The organism is Agrobacterium sp. CG674, assembly GCF_053521645.1.
In genome coordinates, this window is record NZ_JBNWDZ010000001.1 from 800084 (window position 1) to 817211 (window position 17128).

Consider the following 17128-nt stretch of genomic DNA (forward strand, 5'->3'; position numbering starts at 1 on the left):
TGAAGGCGCAATTGCAGGTTCAGATTTGATGGTATATGAATTAATTCCTATTCAGTGAGGAGTTGTATCATGACATCAAATCTTCAGGTCTGCGGGCCGCAAACACCTGCCCCTCCCAGCTTTGCGGCTGCGCTGGCCTGCATGCCCCGCCCGCCAGTGCCAAGGGCAAACCGTGCCGCATGCCAGCGTGTGCGTGAAACCACCTGCCAGATCTATACGCAGATCGTGGATCAGGATGCGGTCCGTCGCAACCGGCGCCACGCCATGCTGCATATCCGCCAGATCGCACTCTATGTCAGCCATGTCGCTTTGTCCCTGCCCATGTGGCAGGTGGCCATCTGCTTCGGGCGGGATCAATCCACAGCCAGCCTGACCTGCCAGCAGGTGGAAGATCGTCGCGATGATGCTGGCTTCGATGCTTTTGTGACCATGGTGGAAGAGGCCGTCAAACCGCTTCTGGAGACAATCGAGGTCGAAACCCATGCATGAGATCGAAACCAAGAGCACCGAAAACAACAATTCCTCACTTGTGCGGCTTCTTCGGTTCATCGGCAGCAAGCCTGCTGTGATCACTGAGAGGGGAGGCGATCTCGATGTCTCCACTGAGCGTGCCGATCGACCGCGTCGGTTCGAGCGGCAGGTGGTCGATCTGGGCGTGTCCGCCGGCTTGCTGGTTCTGGATGGCAACTGCCTCCGCGCGCAGCCCGCCACATCCAGTGCCTTCCTCAAGCGCGCTATGGTCAAGGAGCATGATGAGATCTTTCACGAGCAGCATCGTCTCTGCGATGTCGTTTCCATAGACATCGATGGCACAAAGCAAACGGCGCGGCGCAACGAACTGTCCTCACCGCTGTCAGCTTTGCTGCGGCTGAAAGACCGCGACGGGAAGCTCTTTTTTCCAGCGGATGCGCTGGAAGCGGGCGAAAGGCTGGCCGCCGATTTCCATCGTGGCCAACTCAGCCCAAGGATCACGTCGTCCTGGGAGCCACGGCTGGCAAAGCGCACCAAAGGCCAAGGCAATGGCGCGCAGGATATCAGCGATACCGCCATGGCCGCCCGCATTCGGTTTTCTAAGGCCACCGAGGCCATGGGGCCGGAACTGGCAGGCGTCGCCATCGATGTCTGCTGCTTTGAAAAGGGTCTTGAACTGGTAGAGCGTGAGCGGCAATGGCCCGTGCGCTCGGCAAAGCTCATGTTGCGAACGGCCTTGCAGGCGCTGTCGCGGCACTATGCGCCGCCCAGCCCCACAAGCCGCAAGCGAGACAGCCACCATTGGGGTGCCGATGGATATCGGCCAGAGCTATGAAGTAATCCCGAAGCCATCAGGCGGCGAGCAGCTGTGCCTCGCCGCGGATGCGGTTGATCATGGAGCGCAGGCCGTTGGCGCGCTGCGCGGAAAGGTGTTCCACAAGACCGATCTTGCCGAAAACCTCAATGGCGTCGAGACCAGCGATCTCAGAGGCATGTTTTCCTGAGTAGACGGCAAGCACAATGGCCACCAGCCCGCGCACGATATGCGCATCGGAATCACCCTCGAAGGTCAGGACAGGATCGCTCGCGCCATCGCTGTGGCTCACAAGCCAGACCTGACTTGCGCAGCCCTGCACCTTGTTGGCCGCGCTCTTCTTCTCTTCGGAGAGATCAGGCAACGCCTTGCCGAGTTCGATAACGTAGCGATAACGGTCTTCCCAGTCATCCAGAAAGGCAAAGTCATCGAGTATCTTGTCTAGGGAAGCCATGGTGCGCCATCCGTTCATCGTGCCGGTTCACCAGCATATAGGCCAAACCAAACCCCAATTGAACCGCTCACCACAAAAAAAGCCCTGCTACGAAGCTAATCGTAGCAGGGTTACAGTCAGGGCAGTCAGGCTGCCCCAGGGAAGGGCTGCAAGCGGAAGGAAATATGAATGGCGTCTGTCGTCGATCAGGGTGCCGGGCGGCGCTGGGGCATCGGCACGTAAGGCTGCGATTTGATGGTGCCGGTTTTGATGTCGTCGCTGTTGTCGGAGATATTGATCGGTGCGATGGCGGGTTCTGCGGCAGGGCCATGTGCAGGTGCTGCCGCCGCATCGGCAATTTTCGGCTGTTCTTCGCTGCCAGCCAGCTGGGCATCGATCAGCTGATAGGCAACCTTTGCGCCTTCGCGGGCTCTTTCACCCAGCGCATGAAATGTTTCAGCACCCTTCACGCAAACGTCAGGCTTTTCCACGCAGATGGCGGAGACATATTTATAGGCTTCGCTGGCTGCTGATACAGCGCCGGCGACATTCATCTGGGAGTTTGGATTGTTGCTGTCACTGGAGCCGCCAAAATAGGACAATGCAACCAGAACCAGCGAAAACCAGATCGACCCCTTGATCAAGAACCACATTGCGACACCACCCTGTTTGACGTTGCCCTTTGCGGGTCATCCGTGTTGCCCTGTTTCTCGGGCTTGGAATCACCCTAGAACCAACAGACCAACAGCCATTTGCAAAAAACGGCAGAATTTAATTCAAATTGTATCGATTTGTTCCGTAACTGAACCCCGATTGCAATTTTTCTACAAGTTTAACGGCTGGTGTTAAGCATAATTGCGGCGGTCGCCAGCAATTGCAGGGGATAAGGGTGCCCACCCTTGCCATAAAGATTAACGCGAAACGAAAAATCTAACAAAATCCTTTGCTTACCCGTCATTAACCATGAAAGACAAAGTCTGCCCCAAATGCCCCGAAACGGGATTATGCCGGGGTTTAAAGGGGCCGGGAGCCCTCAGGTTTAGGCTTTCCTTAAGCCGCGGCCCTCTATTGTCGGCCATGGTTAAGGGCTGCGTCGCCCGTCAGAATTCGGTGTTTAGGTATTGCGTAAAATTACGGAAAAAGCGATTGCGCTGATTGATCATGCCTCTGGCGTGTGGCTTTCGCGCATGGAAGAAGACGCCAGCGCGCGGATCGCAACGGTCCACGCCCTGCGTCGTCTCGTCGTGTCAGGCATGGCCGCCTTGGCAGTCGTGCCTGCTGCTTTCTGCCTCGCATTCTCCGTCTCCGTCGCATTGCCACTGGGCGTTGCAACAGTCTTCGCCGTTTTTCTCGCCGCCGCCGCTTCGCTTCTGGCCCTGCACCGGCCAAAGCGCCCGCAGGACATGACAGCTGCACCTGCAGACCATGTCATGGTCCGCACAACACAGGTGCCCGGCCTGTTGCTGATGTTTGATGAGCACGGCGTGGTCAAAAGCGTGTCCGGACGCGATGTCGGCCAGTTTCCAACATCCTTCCAGCATTGCGCTGGCCACATCTTCGCTGAACTGGTTCATGTGTCGGATCGCATTGCTCTCATGCAGGCGTTTGACGCCTTGCGCCAGGGCAATGAGAATGCAGTTGCCGAACTGCGCTTCGATACGCCGGTCGCCACCCGCCAGACCCAGTTTCTGCATGCACGCATAGACCTCACGGCGGAGCGGGACTCGTCGGGCAGGCTCACAGCCGTCATCGGCCAGCTTCGCGATGTGACCGAAAAGGAAATCCTGCGCAAGGAAGTTGCCCGCAAGGCAGCGGAAGCCGAATCGGCCAATGATGCCAAGTCGCGTTTTCTGGCAGCCGTTAGTCATGAACTGCGCACGCCGCTCAATGCCGTTCTCGGATTTTCCGATATCCTCGCGGGCGAGTATTTCGGCAAGCTCGAAAATGATCGTCAGCGCGAATATGTCTCGCTGATCCGCCAGTCCGGCACGCATCTTCTGTCGGTGGTCAACACCATGCTGGATATGAGCAAGCTGGAAGCGGGCCGTTACGAGCTGCTGATGGAGCCCTTCCTAATCTCCGATGCCATTGCCACCTGCGAGGGCATGCTCGGTCTTCAGGCAAAGCAGAAGGGCCTGACCCTCACCAGCCGCATTCAGCGCGAAATCGGTGAAGTCGTTGCCGATCAGCGCGCCGTTCAACAGGTTCTTATCAATCTTGCTGGCAACGCCATAAAGTTTACCGAATCGGGCGGTGTTGTCACCATCGATGCATCGCTTGATGGGCCCATGTTGAAGCTGACCGTCAGCGATACCGGCATTGGCATCGCCGCAGACAAGATGGCGTTTCTCGGCCAGCCTTTCATGCAGGTGCAGAACGAGTATACACGGCGCTTTGAGGGCACGGGTCTCGGCCTTGCGCTGGTCAAGGGCCTAGTTGCCCTGCACGGCGGAAGCTTTGCAATGACCAGCCGCGCCGGTGAAGGCACGGTTGTCACGATCCTCTTGCCAGCCGATGGCTCCGGCCAGACGACAGGCCTCGACCATGATGATGCCAAGGGCCCGGTGGTGTTTCCGCCACGCCTCAAGCAGCAGGTCGCAGGTGCAGACAGAATGATGAAGGAGGACGTTGCGGATGGCGGCGCCAAAGCGAAAATCGCCTAGGAAAACTCCGGCCCGCAAGGAGCCGGGTGTCGTTTCCGTGGCCGCTCTGGCCGTGGGGCAACAGATTCTGCGTCACCCCAAACTGGTCGGCGGTTGCACGGCCTTTTTCGTCGTGTTCGGTTTCGTGGCCGCCAATGCGCTCTGGTACCAGCCGGGGCATCACCCATCACCCTTCATGCGCACGCGGGATGAGGAAAATCCCAACGGTATTCCCGGATACCGCCTGGCCTCTGGCCTCGGCGAACAGGGCAACGTCACCACCTTCCGCATCGAGCGGCAGACAGAAGCGCCCACACCTGCGGCCACGCCAGCAGCCGTTAACCCGGATGAAGAGCCAGCCCTTCCGGCTCTGCCAGCACATGCTTCGAACGCGGCCGCACCGCAAGGCCCGTCTCAACTCGTCACCGAAATTCAGCGCGAGCTTGCCCGTCGCGGCCTTTACGAAGGCGAGGCAGACGGCATGACCGGCCCGCGCACCACCGCCGCCATTCTGTTCTTTGAGGAAACGGTCGGCATGGAGCAGACCGGCGAGCCGACGACCCGTGTTCTCTCGGCCCTTAAAATTGATAGCGCCACCACCGTCGCCGCCATTCCCAAAGCCCTGCCGAAGGATCGGCCAGCAGCTGCCAATTCCGGCGGTGTCGCCATTGATCCCGTAGCCGCTGCTATCAAAAATGCAGAGGCTGAAAAGCCTAAGGCGCAGTCCGTCTCGCTGACAACGCAAAAGACGCACACGCCCGTCACCAACGATTTGGTCGCCAAGATCCAACAGGGCCTTGTCAACATTGCCTATGCGGATGTGAAGGTGGATGGCATGGCGGGCGAACAGACGCGTCAGGCCATTCGCAACTTTGAAAAACACTACCGCCTGCCCGAGACCGGCGAGCCCAGCGAGGCCGTGCTGAAAAAGCTGAAATCCATCGGCGCTTTGTGATATCGCATTCCCATGCGCATCAAATCCGAGATTTTTGTTTCAGCACTGATACGGCGCGTTTTTTCCGCCGGTGATTTCGCCGCCGTGGAACGCAAGGGTGCCGATGCGGCAGGCGCAATCTTCATTCGCCAGCGTCTTCGCAGCGGCGCTGAAAATCTCTACAGCCCCGCGCCCCATTGCTTTTCCGATGATGAAGAGGGCAGCGCAGACCGCCGTTTCGAATTGCGGCTAGGCCACGCGGATGCTGCGGATGTTGAGGCTGTGTTAGAAAAAGAGCGCCGCTTCGATAGCGACCTCTGGGTCGTGGAAATCGAGACCGAGACCGTTGACGGTCTGTTCAACGTCGTTTCAGGGTAATCCAGCGCTTCAGCGCCGGACCACCAGCCGTGCCATATCCGTCTGTTCCTGAAGCTCCCGCGAGGTTTCCCGGCTTGGATCGACAGTATAGCTGTCTGCCCGGCGCCAGCTCTCGATGCGGTCTTCGCATTCACTAATGTCCAGTCTGTCCAGCATGGCTTCGGCGCGCGTCATGTCGCCTTCCTGCGCCTTGAGGTGCGGATAGAAACTTTCCAGTACAAAGGCCGCATCGGCAAAATCCATGCCCACGCCAATCATGGTCGTGGCCAGTTGCTGGCCGGAAATATCGAGCATGATGCGTTCCGACAGCCAGTGGCTTGCTGAAAGGGAATCAGACAGCGCCGTGGAGAATTGCCGTGCATTGCGCTCGCGGGCAAAGCGTACCAGCAGGGCTTCCTGCACGTCGGTCAGGCGGCGCACGCCCAGCGTATCGCTGACCGGACGGTGAAGCTGGCGCGCCATGGTGCGAAGCTGGCGGCGTAGATCCTCTTCGCGCTCGGCAATAGACTTCTCAAGGCTTGGCGCGGGTTCGGCAGGTGCCGCGTTTTTTCGGGCAGAGGCAGGGATAGGGTTGTGCGAATGGCGCAGGCCCACCAGCGCATCGACAACGGTGGGCGAAAGATCATCCCGGCGCACAATGGTGCGCGCATGCGCGCCGCCCTGGGTGCGGGCAATGGCAATCAGAGTATCGTCATCAAGGCATTTGGAGGAAACGAGAAAGGGTGCAGACAGCCCGATTGGCTGACTGGCAATGAAGAAGGCAACGGCCGAGGGCACGTTGGGGTTCTGTGACAGGGCCGCAACCGCATCCCGCTTCGCCTCTGGCGTGGAGGCGGCAAACAGCGGCATGAACAGCTCTGCAAACTGCCGTAGCTCTGATTTGGACGGATAAGACAGCCCCTCGAAGCTCGTCACCGTAGCCATAAGGACCACATCCTTCTTCCTCTCGGCACTTGGCCTTTCTAACTCTCGATACCTGTCGGTCAACGCAATACCCAATTTGACGCAGAACAAAACGATCTCATCAAATTAGAGCAAACGTGTTGACGTGCTGTTAACCAGCAATCGCGCAAAGCGGTTTTTTGTGGCTATTCACAGCAAATTTTAAGAGGATGTTTTCGGAATTGTGTGGACCATGAGCCAGCACCGCTGCTGAGCAGGGCGCGCGACAAGGAAGGCGCTGGGTGGTTTGTTCGGGGCACCGTCCACCGTGCCAATGGCAGGAAAGAGCGAGCCCCTAACCGCTATCATGGCGGCTGCCCGCTCTTAAACATGACGATAATGACAGCCGTCAAACAGCCGGTGACGTAAAATTAACCTATGATTTTTTGTAGGGATTGAATTAAGGCTGTGAATCCAACGGCTTTCAAAAAGCACCTGAATTTCAATTCACAGATGTGTGACCACATCCTTTCCAAGACATAGCGCAATTATACGCAATTTTAACGGCTCACAATGCAAGCAAGAATATTAGAATTAACGGATGGTTAACTTATATCTGTTTGTAATCTTGTGAAGAGCCTACAGATACGATGCTGGATTTCGAATTTTCAAATCTGGATTGACCGTCGTAAACGCCTGAGTGTTTACGAAAGCTCGCATCTCACATGCCAGTCTGTGGACTGGAAATGCACAATGTTGTGGTGATGGCATTCCGCGCGTAGTTCATACCGCCGCGCATATATTCAACAGCTTAACGTCATGCCCTTGAGAGGAGAATATTATGACGGAAATCATTTCGTTTTTTGCGGCATCCCGCCGCTTCGCCAAACCCGCCAATCCGCAAAAAGCAACTGATGGCCCTGCCCAGATTCTGTTTTTCACGGGCGTGCGTTATGAGCGGCCAGTGCCGCAAATTCAGATTGAAGATGCGCGCAAGCCACGCAAGCGCAAGACCATTGAAGCAACGACAGAAGCAGCCACCGGCTCCTGATTGATCGTTACCAGCGTGCTGGTCACGGCCATTGCGCCTGCTCGCATTTGGCTTCGCTGAGAAAACGCGTCGCTTCTTCCACGAAGCTTGACTGCGGAACCATGGTCCGCAACACGGCATAGCCTTTGCCCTGGCCAGCCGCGACCAGAATGGACTTCGAAAGTCCCTCAGGCATTGCCTTGCGGATAGACGCAAGCTGCACCTGGTTTGCCACCAGAATATCCAGCTCTCCCCCCGCAGAGGTGCGGTCGTTCATGCTGAAAATCTCGTTGGATGCGCTGTCGAATACGGCGACCGACCAGAAGGGCACCGCCCCGAATGCCGCCAGCCGCACCGGTTTTTGATCCACGGTGAATGTGCAGACGGCAACCCGCATGAAGGGATCTCCGCTGCCAAGCCCGGCCTTTTCGCTTTTCTCATCCAGCAGATGAAACATGTTGGGCGCACCTTCCGCCACGGCCCGTGTATAGGCATCGCGGTTGGAAAAATGCGGAATGGCCAGCAGGATAATGAGATGCAGCACGGCGGCACCAACAAGCCCGACGAAAACGGCAAAGATGGTTTTAAGCATTGCCGCATCCAGTCTTGCGGATATCCGGCATCTTGATGTCGATAAGCCCTGTGCTGGAAGCAACCGGTGTGTCGAGCAGCGTCAGTACCAGCTTGAACCCGGCAGCGGGCGGCACGGCGAGCCAGTTGAACGTCTGCGCGAAGGAGGCAATATTGATATCCATGCCACCTTCAGAACCATGCAACAGGTTGCGGGAGTTGAGCGAAATGGGTCGCCCCGAGGCATCATCAGGCGGATTGCCCTGCTGGTCTGCAGCATAAAGCGTCCAGAACCGGGAAGGGGGTACTTTGCCGGTCAGCTTATAGCGGCAATCGCCAGACAGGCGCTCACCGCTGCTATCCACAGACGCGGTAAAGCTTAAGCCCTCTGCCGTGCCGTAAAGCAGCTTGCCCGCGCGTGCGCGGTGGGATTTTGCGTAAGGGTCAGCTTCAATGGTCTGCGCCTCGGGAAAAGCATCCCAGGCACCAATCTTGATAGAGCCAAAACCCTCGGTCGCTTGCAGAGCTGCAAACGTTGAAAAGATACCCACGCCAAAGGCAATGATGAGCGAAATGGCAACAAGAAATGGAACTCGGAACACGCTGTTTTCCCGTTTTGGAACAGGTGAGGGTTACCATTGATTTCATCGCGGGGAAATGGGCAGAACGCTTCAGATGTAGGCCTTTGAAAAAATCTCCACACAACTTGGCGGCGATTCGCAGTAGGGCCAGCTCTGCCGAAAGCTTCACGCTGCAAAATTCAGCAGCGTGAAGCATGAGCATATTTTAGTTGGCAGGGGCGGGCGCAGGTGCCGCAGGTGGAGTCTGCGCGGCAGGTGCGGTCGGCGGTGCAGCAGGGGCTGCCGCCGTTCCACCCGAAATATCATCGGTGGCAACCGGGGCTGGCGTCATCGTGCCATCAGCTGCGGCCACCCGCCAGACGGAATTTCCGGCATCATCCGCCACAAGTAGCGCGCCGGTTCCGTCGATGCCAACGCCGACCGGACGGCCTCGGGCCTTGTCGCCCTGAATGAAGCCCGTCACAACATCCTGCGTCTTGCCAGCCGGTTTGCCGTTTTCAAACGGCACATAGGTCACGCGGTAGCCATTGAAGGAATCGCGGTTCCAGCTGCCATGCTCACCAATAAATGCGCCATTTGCGTAGGCTGCTGGCATGGCAGAGTTCAGCGTAAATGTCAGGCCAAGCGCCGCGACATGGCTGGATAGCGCGTAATCGGGCTTGATGGCGGTGGCGACGATATCGGGACGCGGCGGATAGACGCGCGGATCGACATGGTTGCCGTAGTAGCTCCACGGCCAGCCGTAAAAGCCGCCTTCCTTCACCGGTGTCATATAGTCGGGAACGAGGTTCGGCCCCAGCTCATCACGCTCATTGATAACGGCCCAAAGCTCCCCCGATTGAGGGTTGAACGCCAGACCATTGGGGTTGCGCAGGCCCGATGCAAACAGCTTGAAAGCGCCCGTCTGTCGGTCCACCTGCAAAATAGCGGCGCGGTTCTTTTCCGCTTCCAGACCGTTTTCAACAATGTTGGAATTGGACCCAACGGACGCATAGAGATATTTGCCATCAGGGCTCAGCGCCAGATCCTTGGTCCAGTGGTGGTTGATCGGCCCACCCGGCAACGGCGTCAGCACTTTCGGCGGTGCGGTGATTTCGTTCTGCCCAAGCTGGTAGGGATAGGCGAGAATTTCGCTGGCGGTGGCGACATAGAGCGTATTATCCGCAAAGGCCAAGCCAAAGGGAGAATCCATCTTCGTCAGCAGATCGTGGCGCTCATCGACCACGCCGTCGCGGTTGGTATCGCGCAAAAGCGTGATGAGATTGCTCTCCTTCTGCGGCCCGGTTTCCCCATGGGAAATCGCCATGATCCAGCCGCGAATAATATCCTTCGGCCGCGATGGCGGCGCGCCCTTCGGCCCGCGAGACTGCACGACCAGCACATCGCCATTGGGCAGCGTGTGCACGGTGCGCGGGTTGGCAAGGTCCTTCTGGTAAAGGCTCACTTTCAACCCTTCGGGCACAGTCGGCAACTCACCATCCTTCCAGCCAACGACCTCGGCCACTTTGAGGTCAGGTATCAGGCTGGCAGATGGTTCCGGCAGCACCGGATCAGCGCCGATCTGCTGAGAAATGTCGAACTTACCATCCTGTTCGCTGCAAGCGGAAAGAATGACGGCGGCACTGCCCAAGAGGACAGCGGTGTGAAGCAGGCGGCGCGCGATCATCATACTCTCCAGGCCAGTCTTGCATATTTGCGGGAAGAAGCGGCAACGCACATCAGCGCCACGCCAAAGGTAACCGCCGAAAGGGCGATCCCATAGGGTACAACCGGCGTCCAGCCATCACCCGCATGCACAAGGCTATTGACGAGCGCCAAGGCCAGCATCACGACAAACAGAAAAATCGCAAAAAACGAAGGCCGCATCGGCCTTGTGCGAGAGCGAAATAGATCCACCAACCCCGCCAAAACCGCCAGTCCGCCAAACACGAGCCCCGCAAAAAGCAACCAGGCCGAAAAATTCAGCCACAGCAAGTTCGCCGTCTGCCAGAAGGCAATATCGGTGCCCAGCGTCATCGAAAAGCAAACAAACGGAAACGGCACGAAAAGGGATTGAAAGGGATAAGCAGAGGATTCTCTGCCAGTCACATCACTCATAGACTGGTCTCCAACCGGAAAGGACTTGCCCTGTATTATGGGCATCAAGACCAAAACGTTCCGGGTGGGGATTGGTTGCAGTGTCATACGATGCCGCCATCGCTTCAGCAGCCGTCGTTCCCGGCGACAGATGGCGGACAGATATCAAAAGCGGTGCAGCGGTGATGTTTCCTCTTGTCAGATTACTCGGGAATGCTATCTGTAATTGCATAAATACTGATGGCTTCATTTGGCCTACCGGTAAAATGGTTTTATCCAAGGTTCTGCATGCATCAAGTTATCAGCCTCTTCATCATCCTAGCCGTCACTTTGCTGCTAAACGCGCGACCGGCGGCTCAGATGGCAAGTGATGGAAACTGGGGTGAGGCTGTCGGCCTATTGTTTTTCGGGCCACTCAGCATTTTCTTCGCAAGTCATACTATGATTTATTTTGCGCTGCGCCTGATACGAGGCTCTTCAACGCTTGGGTCCTATTCGGCTTCAAAATTGAACTACATCGCATTGGGCATAAGTTTGATGGGAATGCTCGGTGCGGTGGCGCAGAACGGTTAGTTATCGGTCGTCTTGTTCTTGCTGCGAGGTGAGGACAATGACCGCAGCAATCAAGTTACCTGGCTGCCGTGAGTTGAAACTGGCTCGTGAATAGCTAATGAAGCGAATCGAAGCGCACATAGCTCTCAGGATCGTCAAGGATCGTTCTGAGCATGTCGAAAAATTGCGGCACTGTCTGCCCTATAATTGCGGGCGTGAAATCGAACCAGTAAAGTCTGGAAAACTCGCCCTCCAGATCGTTGTGGTGCCGTTCGAGGAAGGCCTTCATGTCATCGAACAACTTTTGTTTCTCATCGGATTCCGTAAACCTTGCATATCCAGCAAGTGCTTGCGGAAACGTGTCGTATTCCATATCCATATCCATGTCTTGATGCAGACAGCCAGCGATGAGGCTGGAAAGAGCAGGGAAGTCGTCGTGTATTGCGGTCATCTTAGCGAACATCCGAATCTGCTTCTTTCCGCCGAGAAGCTTCCAGCACTTTTTTGAACTCTAGATCGTGCCGTGCGAGGAGCCGGGCGTGGCTTCCGTTCTCGATGAGCCAGAGCGACTTATCGGAAAAAGATACTATTCTTTCGCAGGCCACCGTCTGGCCAGAGCGTAGTTCGACCGATCCTTTGCGACACAAGAATTCGTCGTCACCGGACTTGGACATCAGCATATTACCGAAAAAACCGATTGCCACAGCGCTTGCTATGACGACGATGATTGTAGGGACGCCAGCTTTCAACGCCAACTTTAGAACTGCGCCGCCAACGATGCAGCACATGATGATCGCGGCTATGGATAGCAGTATCGTCATGCCTGCACCCAATAACAGAGGCATCAGGAATATCGATGTGCCGATCACTGCAACCACATGTCGACGGTCCAACTGTCCGATCCAGTTGCGGAAGCTCCGAAAGTCGGAAAACTTTGAAACCCCAATGTTGACGAAGTAAGCAATGGCGAAAAACAGCCCAAAACGGGAATCAGGCCATGTGGAAAAAACCAGCCACATGGAGCGCCCATCACGCAACAGTTCAGAAAGCCTTGGAAGCTGGACGAGAAAGGCCAGTTGAGCGCCGAGCAGGAAGGTGCAGAACAGCAGCATAACGATGACCAAGAACATGAGAGCTTTGCCATAGCGCGCTAACTTCGTGGGTTGTTTCGTATCTGGCTCGGTCATGCGCTGCGTCCGGAAGTTCTGTCGACCGCGTCCAAGTCAAAGTCGCTCGTCTTGATGAGCCTTGGTTTCGTAGGTCCCTCTACAACTACGAACGGACCGTTGCCCAGTAGGACGACCTGCATGCATGGCATCATTCCACCAGACAGAAGCTGTAAAGTGTTGGACTTGCAATCGTAAACCTGTTGCCTCTGGTCCGTGAGGATCAGGCCAACCAAGATCCCGCCGAATAAGCCGGATGCGGTTCCTAACAGGATGGGCGATAGGCCATTCCGTTCCGCACGAATGTAAACGAGACGATGGAGAATTGTCGCTGCAGCGGTTAGAATAATCTTCAAAAACGTGAAGACGGGAACCACAAACAATAATGGTGTCAAAAGCAATGCAATGCCTATGTAAGCATGGCGGGCAGGTTTGCTCATAGCCCGCAGGCGCTGCTGCGCGTCGTCGATGCTGGCAACATTGTCTATGACCCAAGACGTGCCAGACGCCACGGCCAGAATGAAAATCAGACAAAGGAAACTTGGATTATCCGGACCGTGTGCAAAAACGAGCCACATCGCTTGTCTGTCGTCAATCAGCGTCAGCAAATGTGGCATGTGAAGAAGAAATCCGGCTCGCTCGCCAACAAGTGCGGCCGAGAGTGCAAACAGAAGAGCGGCTACGTCCATAAAGCCGATGCGCGGTTCCGATGCCATATTGCCTTTTGCCGATCAGCCTATCTTGGCATATCTGCTATCACAGGTAGAGGATTTTGCAACCAATATGAGGCGTGGGGACTTACCGCTTCACCCCATCCGTCTCAACCCCGGCCACCTTCTGCACCGTCAACGAAGGCGCTGACGCTTCCTTCAGCCGTTTGCCGATCGAGCGAATAACCCGTGTGGCTTCGGCGGAGAGGGAGCGGGGGCGGGTGAGGGCGGGGAGGGCGTTGGCGTCTGTTGAGGCGACGACTGCGCCGGTGGCGGGTTTGGGGTGCGTGCCATTGGGCAGCGGGTTCTGGATGCCGGGAATGGGGCGCAGTTCCATGCCCTGGTGGGCATAGTCCATCAGTCTCTTGAACGTCATGGCGGGCAGTGCGCCGCCGGTCATGTTGTTCATGGAGGTAAAGTCGTCATTGCCGAACCACACGGCGGCTGTGTAATTGCCGGTGAAACCCACATACCAGGCATCGCGGTAGGATTGTGACGTGCCGGTCTTGCCGCCTGAGACGATGCCGTTGTCCAGTGCGCCGCGCCGCGCTGTTCCTTCCACGGGAATGGTCACCAGCATGCGGTTCATCTTGGAATTGGCGTCTTCGGATAACACGCGCTGTGCCGGTGGCTCGTCGCGCTCGAAATCGTAGAGAACCTTGCCTTCATAATCCAGCACCTGCGCAATGCCGTGGCGGCGTGATTGCATGCCATCTGCCGGGAAAACCGCGTAGCCGGTGGCCTGATCCAGCACGGTCACTTCCGAAGTGCCGAGCGGAATGGTCTTGTCGGTGCGCAGCGGCGTGGTCACGCCCATGGCCTTGGCCGTATCGGCAATGATCTGCGTTCCCAGCACATCCTTGGCAAGGCGCACCGGCACGGTGTTGTAGGATTTTGCCAGCGCCGTCTGCAACGTAACCTTGCCCGCATAGGAGCGGCCATAGTTTTGCGGAGACCAACCGCGCCATGTCACCGGCGCATCTGAAATCAGCGTTTCCGGCTTGTAGCCCTTCTCCATGGCGGCGGAATAGGTATAGACCTTGAAGGATGAGCCCGGCTGGCGAAGGGCCGCCGTTGCCCGGTTGAACTGGCTTTCGCCATAGTCCCGCCCGCCGACCATGGCGCGGATGCCGCCGCCATTTTCGATCATCACAATCGAACCCTGCTTGACCTTGTAGCCTTCGCCAAACTCGCGCAGGCTGCCTTCCAGCGCCTGTTCGGCGGCCTGTTGCAGGCCGGTATCGATGGTGGTGCGCACGATGACCGTGTGGTCTTTGATCTTTCCATCCTTGGCCAGCCGCTGCACTTCGTCAAAGGCCCAGTCGAGAAAATAATCCGGTGCCTTCACGTCTTCCCGGTCGATCACGGTGGCGGGGTTGCGGCGTGCGCCGATAACCTGACCTTCGGTCATCAAGCCGCCCCGCACGAGGTTGGAAAGAACGGTGTTCGCACGCGCACGTGCCGCCGGAAGGTTGACGTGTGGTGCGTATTTCGCAGGCGCCTTGAACAGACCGGCCAGAATGGCGGATTCCGCTAGCGTCACATCTGTCAGGTTCTTGCCGAAATAAAACTGTGCCGCCGCCGCTGCGCCAAAGGTTCCGCCGCCCATATAGGCGCGGTCCAGATAAAGGCTGAGGATTTCCTTTTTCGACATGTTGGATTCAAGCCAAAGCGCCAGAAAGGCTTCCTTGATCTTTCGTTCCAGCGAGCGTTCGTTGGTCAGAAACAGGTTCTTGGCCAATTGTTGCGTCAGCGTGGAGCCGCCCTGCACGACGCCGCCTGCGCGCGCGTTTTCGCTCATGGCGCGAGCAAGGCCAATAAAATCAATGCCGAAATGCTCGAAGAAGCGACGGTCTTCGGTGGCCAGAACAGCCTTGATGAAATGGTCCGGCATCTGGTCGATCGGCACAGAATCTTCGTGGATAATGCCGCGATGGCCGATGGTGTTGCCGAAACGATCAAGGAATGTCACCGCGAAATCACCGCGATAGCGCCAGTCCTTCTTGGTTTCCTCAAAGGCGGGTAGCGCCAGCGCCAGCATCAGCACGGTGCCGGCGGTGCCAACAGTCAGGGCATCATCGGCAATGTTGATGAGAAATTTTTTCCAGCCGCGCACATGCAGCTTGCGCGATGCGATGGTCACATCTTCCCAGAAATCGAAGAAGCGCGACGCGGATGTCCACAGGCTGGAATCGATCCATGAATCGATGCGCAGCAGAAGATGGCGCTTACGGCGCGCCGGTTTCTTGTTGTTGTCTTCCTGCACCTGAAACGTATTCCTGTTCGATCTCGCCAGCATTTGCTTGACGCAGCGACCTTGCGCGGGTCATTCCACCATCACCACTACTCTGCCGGATTTAGCGATTATCTCATAATCCTGTAGATTGCGATATGGCAAACGGGGATCACGTTGCCGCCCGATGCTGCAAAATGGAACGGAAATGTTAACGATGAGTGACGCGCCCTTCTGGAAAACGAAATCACTGGCGCAAATGAGTAACACCGAGTGGGAAAGCCTGTGCGATGGCTGCGGGCTCTGTTGTCTCAACAAGCTAGAAGACTGGGACACCGGCGAAGTCGTGTTCACATCAGTCTCCTGCCAGTTGCTGGATGGAAACAGCTGCGCCTGTTCCGATTACCCTAACCGGTTCGATACGGTGCCGGATTGCATCCAGCTGAACCTGAAGCTCGTCAACGAAATCGGCTGGCTGCCGCCCACTTGCGCCTATGCGCTGGTGCGCGATGGCGAAGATCTTTACTGGTGGCACCACCTTGTTTCGGGTGATGCGGAAACCGTGCATGTGGCTGGCATCTCCGCACGCGGCCGCACCATCAACGAAAAGCAGGTTGATGTGGACGATTTCGAGAATTACGTTGTAGACTGGCCGTTGACGGTGGGGGATGAGCCTGCGGCACAACGGAGATGAAGGGCAATTTGCCCCGTCCTATTGCTGCCCCAACTTGCGCTTAAACCATGCCATCTTTCATCAACGACCCCTTATCGGCATGCATGAGCACCGGTTACAAGGAAAATGAATGCTATCCCGCTGCGCTGTTCTCAAAGCCCTGTGCCTTTCCGCCGCTGGCCTTTCTGGCGCTGGCCTAGTGCCGGGCGGGGCCAATGCAGCGCAGCATGTTTACGAGTGCACCTTCGTGACATCGGTGGAAACCGGTGCCGTCATGACGCAGCAGGGCACGTGTGACAAACGCGTGCCACCGGGCGCGACCTTCAACATTCCCTTAGCGCTGATCGGCTATGATTCCGGCGTCTTGCTGGATGAATTCAACCCCGTCTGGGACTGGCAAAAAGGCATGGATGCCGCCCCGGCAGAGCGCCGCAAGGTGGACCCCAGCGCCTGGCAGAAGGATGGCGTGGGCTGGTACGGCACAGAGATCGCCAGCCGCCTCGGCCCGGAAAAGTTTTTAAGCTACGTCAAGCGGCTGGGCTTCGGCACCACCAGCACGGCGGGCGCACCCGGCACCACGCCGAAGGGCATGGCGGCCTGGATGGGCGGCGCGCTGCAGATCTCCCCGGTCGAACAGGTGGGTTTCCTTCGCCGCCTGATGGGCAACAATCTGCCCTTCGCGCGGGATGCGCAAAACAAGACCCGCGCCATCATGCCGGTGTTCGATGCCGCAGAAGCCTGGAGCGTGCACGGCACCTCAGGCATGGGAAACCTCAACGGCGATGATGGCAAGCCAGACCCGCAGCGCCCCTTCGGCTGGTTCGTGGGCTGGGCAGAGCGCGAAGGCCAACACATCGTCTTCGCCCGCCTGCGCATCAACGACAAACCATCTGACACCCCCATGGGGCAGGTGGTGCGCGATGAGTTTCTGCGAGATATAGCCAGGGTTTCCGTGCGCCGGTGAAGGTGCTCGGCCCCGTATT

General features: G+C 57.3%; 20 protein-coding genes. 9 read left to right on the forward strand and 11 right to left on the reverse strand.

Going from position 1 to position 17128, the window contains the following annotated elements; all coding sequences use genetic code 11:
- The first annotated feature begins 69 nt into the window (after positions 1-69).
- Together ACQZ51_RS03855 and ACQZ51_RS03860 are read left to right on the forward strand one after the other, a co-directional pair.
- Entirely contained in the window at positions 70-489 is a 420-nt protein-coding gene (locus ACQZ51_RS03855; protein ID WP_448775301.1) for a hypothetical protein, read from the forward strand.
- Positions 482-1306, forward strand: coding sequence for a DUF6456 domain-containing protein (locus ACQZ51_RS03860; RefSeq protein ID WP_448775302.1), 825 nt, complete (start codon positions 482-484; stop codon positions 1304-1306). Before ACQZ51_RS03855 ends, ACQZ51_RS03860 begins: the two co-directional genes overlap by 8 nt.
- A gap of 16 nt (positions 1307-1322) precedes the next feature.
- On the opposite strand, the gene ACQZ51_RS03865 is transcribed toward ACQZ51_RS03860, so the two are convergent.
- Both ACQZ51_RS03865 and ACQZ51_RS03870 read right to left on the reverse strand, forming a co-directional pair.
- Positions 1323-1739, reverse strand: coding sequence for a SufE family protein (locus ACQZ51_RS03865; protein WP_243256430.1), 417 nt, complete (start codon positions 1737-1739; stop codon positions 1323-1325).
- A 185-nt stretch (positions 1740-1924) separates the two neighbouring features.
- Entirely contained in the window at positions 1925-2371 is a 447-nt protein-coding gene (locus ACQZ51_RS03870; protein WP_448775303.1) for a DUF5330 domain-containing protein, read from the reverse strand.
- A gap of 477 nt (positions 2372-2848) precedes the next feature.
- Between ACQZ51_RS03870 and ACQZ51_RS03875 the strand changes: the two genes are divergently transcribed.
- The 3 genes from ACQZ51_RS03875 to ACQZ51_RS03885 are packed head-to-tail and all read left to right on the forward strand — an operon-like array spanning position 2849 to position 5672.
- Positions 2849-4381, forward strand: coding sequence for a sensor histidine kinase (locus tag ACQZ51_RS03875; protein ID WP_448775769.1), 1533 nt, complete (start codon positions 2849-2851; stop codon positions 4379-4381).
- The gene (locus ACQZ51_RS03880) at positions 4353-5315 is read left to right on the forward strand and encodes a peptidoglycan-binding domain-containing protein (protein ID WP_448775304.1); all 963 of its coding nucleotides are present in this window, start codon (positions 4353-4355) and stop codon (positions 5313-5315) included. Before ACQZ51_RS03875 ends, ACQZ51_RS03880 begins: the two co-directional genes overlap by 29 nt.
- A 12-nt stretch (positions 5316-5327) precedes the next feature.
- Complete coding sequence (locus ACQZ51_RS03885) at positions 5328-5672, forward strand: DUF1491 family protein (protein WP_448775305.1); 345 nt, start codon at positions 5328-5330, stop codon at positions 5670-5672.
- A 9-nt stretch (positions 5673-5681) separates the two neighbouring features.
- Here ACQZ51_RS03885 and ACQZ51_RS03890 read toward each other — a convergent pair whose 3' ends face one another.
- Positions 5682-6659, reverse strand: a complete 978-nt coding sequence (locus ACQZ51_RS03890) for a DUF2336 domain-containing protein (protein ID WP_448775306.1) — start codon at positions 6657-6659, stop codon at positions 5682-5684.
- A 736-nt stretch (positions 6660-7395) separates the two neighbouring features.
- Here ACQZ51_RS03890 and ACQZ51_RS03895 point away from each other — a divergent pair.
- On the forward strand, positions 7396-7605 hold the full coding sequence (locus ACQZ51_RS03895) for a hypothetical protein (protein ID WP_448775307.1): 210 nt from the start codon (positions 7396-7398) through the stop codon (positions 7603-7605).
- A 22-nt stretch (positions 7606-7627) separates the two neighbouring features.
- Here the strand turns inward: ACQZ51_RS03895 and ACQZ51_RS03900 are convergent, their stop codons facing one another.
- The 4 genes from ACQZ51_RS03900 to ACQZ51_RS03915 form a co-directional block, all read right to left on the reverse strand.
- Positions 7628-8176 (reverse strand): DUF1254 domain-containing protein, encoded by a 549-nt coding sequence (locus ACQZ51_RS03900; RefSeq protein WP_448775309.1) that lies wholly within the window; start codon positions 8174-8176, stop codon positions 7628-7630.
- The gene (locus ACQZ51_RS03905; protein WP_448775310.1) at positions 8169-8756 is read right to left on the reverse strand and encodes a DUF1214 domain-containing protein; all 588 of its coding nucleotides are present in this window, start codon (positions 8754-8756) and stop codon (positions 8169-8171) included. Before ACQZ51_RS03905 ends, ACQZ51_RS03900 begins: the two co-directional genes overlap by 8 nt.
- Before the next feature lie 184 nt (positions 8757-8940).
- Entirely contained in the window at positions 8941-10401 is a 1461-nt protein-coding gene (locus ACQZ51_RS03910; RefSeq protein ID WP_448775312.1) for a PQQ-dependent sugar dehydrogenase, read from the reverse strand.
- Positions 10401-10832: a DUF2231 domain-containing protein gene (locus ACQZ51_RS03915; protein ID WP_448775314.1), complete on the reverse strand. Its 432-nt coding sequence runs from the start codon at positions 10830-10832 to the stop codon at positions 10401-10403. The genes ACQZ51_RS03910 and ACQZ51_RS03915 overlap by 1 nt, the downstream gene beginning before the upstream one ends.
- A 219-nt stretch (positions 10833-11051) precedes the next feature.
- Between ACQZ51_RS03915 and ACQZ51_RS03920 the strand changes: the two genes are divergently transcribed.
- On the forward strand, positions 11052-11384 hold the full coding sequence (locus ACQZ51_RS03920) for a hypothetical protein (protein ID WP_448775315.1): 333 nt from the start codon (positions 11052-11054) through the stop codon (positions 11382-11384).
- A gap of 94 nt (positions 11385-11478) precedes the next feature.
- Here ACQZ51_RS03920 and ACQZ51_RS03925 read toward each other — a convergent pair whose 3' ends face one another.
- The 4 genes from ACQZ51_RS03925 to ACQZ51_RS03940 all read right to left on the reverse strand — a co-directional run bounded on the left by ACQZ51_RS03925 (position 11479) and on the right by ACQZ51_RS03940 (position 15505).
- Complete coding sequence (locus ACQZ51_RS03925; protein ID WP_448775317.1) at positions 11479-11814, reverse strand: contact-dependent growth inhibition system immunity protein; 336 nt, start codon at positions 11812-11814, stop codon at positions 11479-11481.
- A 1-nt stretch (position 11815) separates the two neighbouring features.
- A complete protein-coding gene (locus ACQZ51_RS03930) occupies positions 11816-12550 on the reverse strand; it encodes a hypothetical protein (protein WP_448775318.1) in 735 nt (244 codons plus the stop codon).
- Complete coding sequence (locus ACQZ51_RS03935) at positions 12547-13146, reverse strand: hypothetical protein (protein WP_448775319.1); 600 nt, start codon at positions 13144-13146, stop codon at positions 12547-12549. Before ACQZ51_RS03935 ends, ACQZ51_RS03930 begins: the two co-directional genes overlap by 4 nt.
- A 181-nt stretch (positions 13147-13327) precedes the next feature.
- The gene (locus ACQZ51_RS03940) at positions 13328-15505 is read right to left on the reverse strand and encodes a transglycosylase domain-containing protein (RefSeq protein WP_448775321.1); all 2178 of its coding nucleotides are present in this window, start codon (positions 15503-15505) and stop codon (positions 13328-13330) included.
- Positions 15506-15689: 184 nt separating this feature from the next.
- Here ACQZ51_RS03940 and ACQZ51_RS03945 point away from each other — a divergent pair, with 184 nt between their 5' ends.
- Positions 15690-16166 (forward strand): YcgN family cysteine cluster protein, encoded by a 477-nt coding sequence (locus ACQZ51_RS03945; RefSeq protein WP_448775323.1) that lies wholly within the window; start codon positions 15690-15692, stop codon positions 16164-16166.
- 109 nt (positions 16167-16275) lie between these two features.
- Positions 16276-17109: a penicillin-binding transpeptidase domain-containing protein gene (locus ACQZ51_RS03950; RefSeq protein WP_448775325.1), complete on the forward strand. Its 834-nt coding sequence runs from the start codon at positions 16276-16278 to the stop codon at positions 17107-17109.
- Positions 17110-17128: the final 19 nt, after the last annotated feature.

Excerpts from the sequence above, each read along its gene's own strand:
- ACQZ51_RS03855 (WP_448775301.1), top strand. The coding sequence starts at position 70 with ATGACATCAAATCTTCAGGTCTGCGGGCCGCAAACACCTGCCCCTCCC.
- ACQZ51_RS03860 (WP_448775302.1), top strand. The coding sequence starts at position 482 with ATGCATGAGATCGAAACCAAGAGCACCGAAAACAACAATTCCTCACTT.
- ACQZ51_RS03865 (WP_243256430.1), bottom strand. The coding sequence starts at position 1,739 with ATGGCTTCCCTAGACAAGATACTCGATGACTTTGCCTTTCTGGATGAC.
- ACQZ51_RS03870 (WP_448775303.1), bottom strand. The coding sequence starts at position 2,371 with ATGTGGTTCTTGATCAAGGGGTCGATCTGGTTTTCGCTGGTTCTGGTT.
- ACQZ51_RS03880 (WP_448775304.1), top strand. The coding sequence starts at position 4,353 with ATGGCGGCGCCAAAGCGAAAATCGCCTAGGAAAACTCCGGCCCGCAAG.
- ACQZ51_RS03885 (WP_448775305.1), top strand. The coding sequence starts at position 5,328 with ATGCGCATCAAATCCGAGATTTTTGTTTCAGCACTGATACGGCGCGTT.
- ACQZ51_RS03895 (WP_448775307.1), top strand. The coding sequence starts at position 7,396 with ATGACGGAAATCATTTCGTTTTTTGCGGCATCCCGCCGCTTCGCCAAA.
- ACQZ51_RS03900 (WP_448775309.1), bottom strand. The coding sequence starts at position 8,176 with ATGCTTAAAACCATCTTTGCCGTTTTCGTCGGGCTTGTTGGTGCCGCC.
- ACQZ51_RS03910 (WP_448775312.1), bottom strand. The coding sequence starts at position 10,401 with ATGATCGCGCGCCGCCTGCTTCACACCGCTGTCCTCTTGGGCAGTGCC.
- ACQZ51_RS03915 (WP_448775314.1), bottom strand. The coding sequence starts at position 10,832 with ATGAGTGATGTGACTGGCAGAGAATCCTCTGCTTATCCCTTTCAATCC.
- ACQZ51_RS03920 (WP_448775315.1), top strand. The coding sequence starts at position 11,052 with ATGGCTTCATTTGGCCTACCGGTAAAATGGTTTTATCCAAGGTTCTGC.
- ACQZ51_RS03925 (WP_448775317.1), bottom strand. The coding sequence starts at position 11,814 with ATGACCGCAATACACGACGACTTCCCTGCTCTTTCCAGCCTCATCGCT.
- ACQZ51_RS03930 (WP_448775318.1), bottom strand. The coding sequence starts at position 12,550 with ATGACCGAGCCAGATACGAAACAACCCACGAAGTTAGCGCGCTATGGC.
- ACQZ51_RS03935 (WP_448775319.1), bottom strand. The coding sequence starts at position 13,146 with ATGCCACATTTGCTGACGCTGATTGACGACAGACAAGCGATGTGGCTC.
- ACQZ51_RS03945 (WP_448775323.1), top strand. The coding sequence starts at position 15,690 with ATGAGTGACGCGCCCTTCTGGAAAACGAAATCACTGGCGCAAATGAGT.
- ACQZ51_RS03950 (WP_448775325.1), top strand. The coding sequence starts at position 16,276 with ATGCTATCCCGCTGCGCTGTTCTCAAAGCCCTGTGCCTTTCCGCCGCT.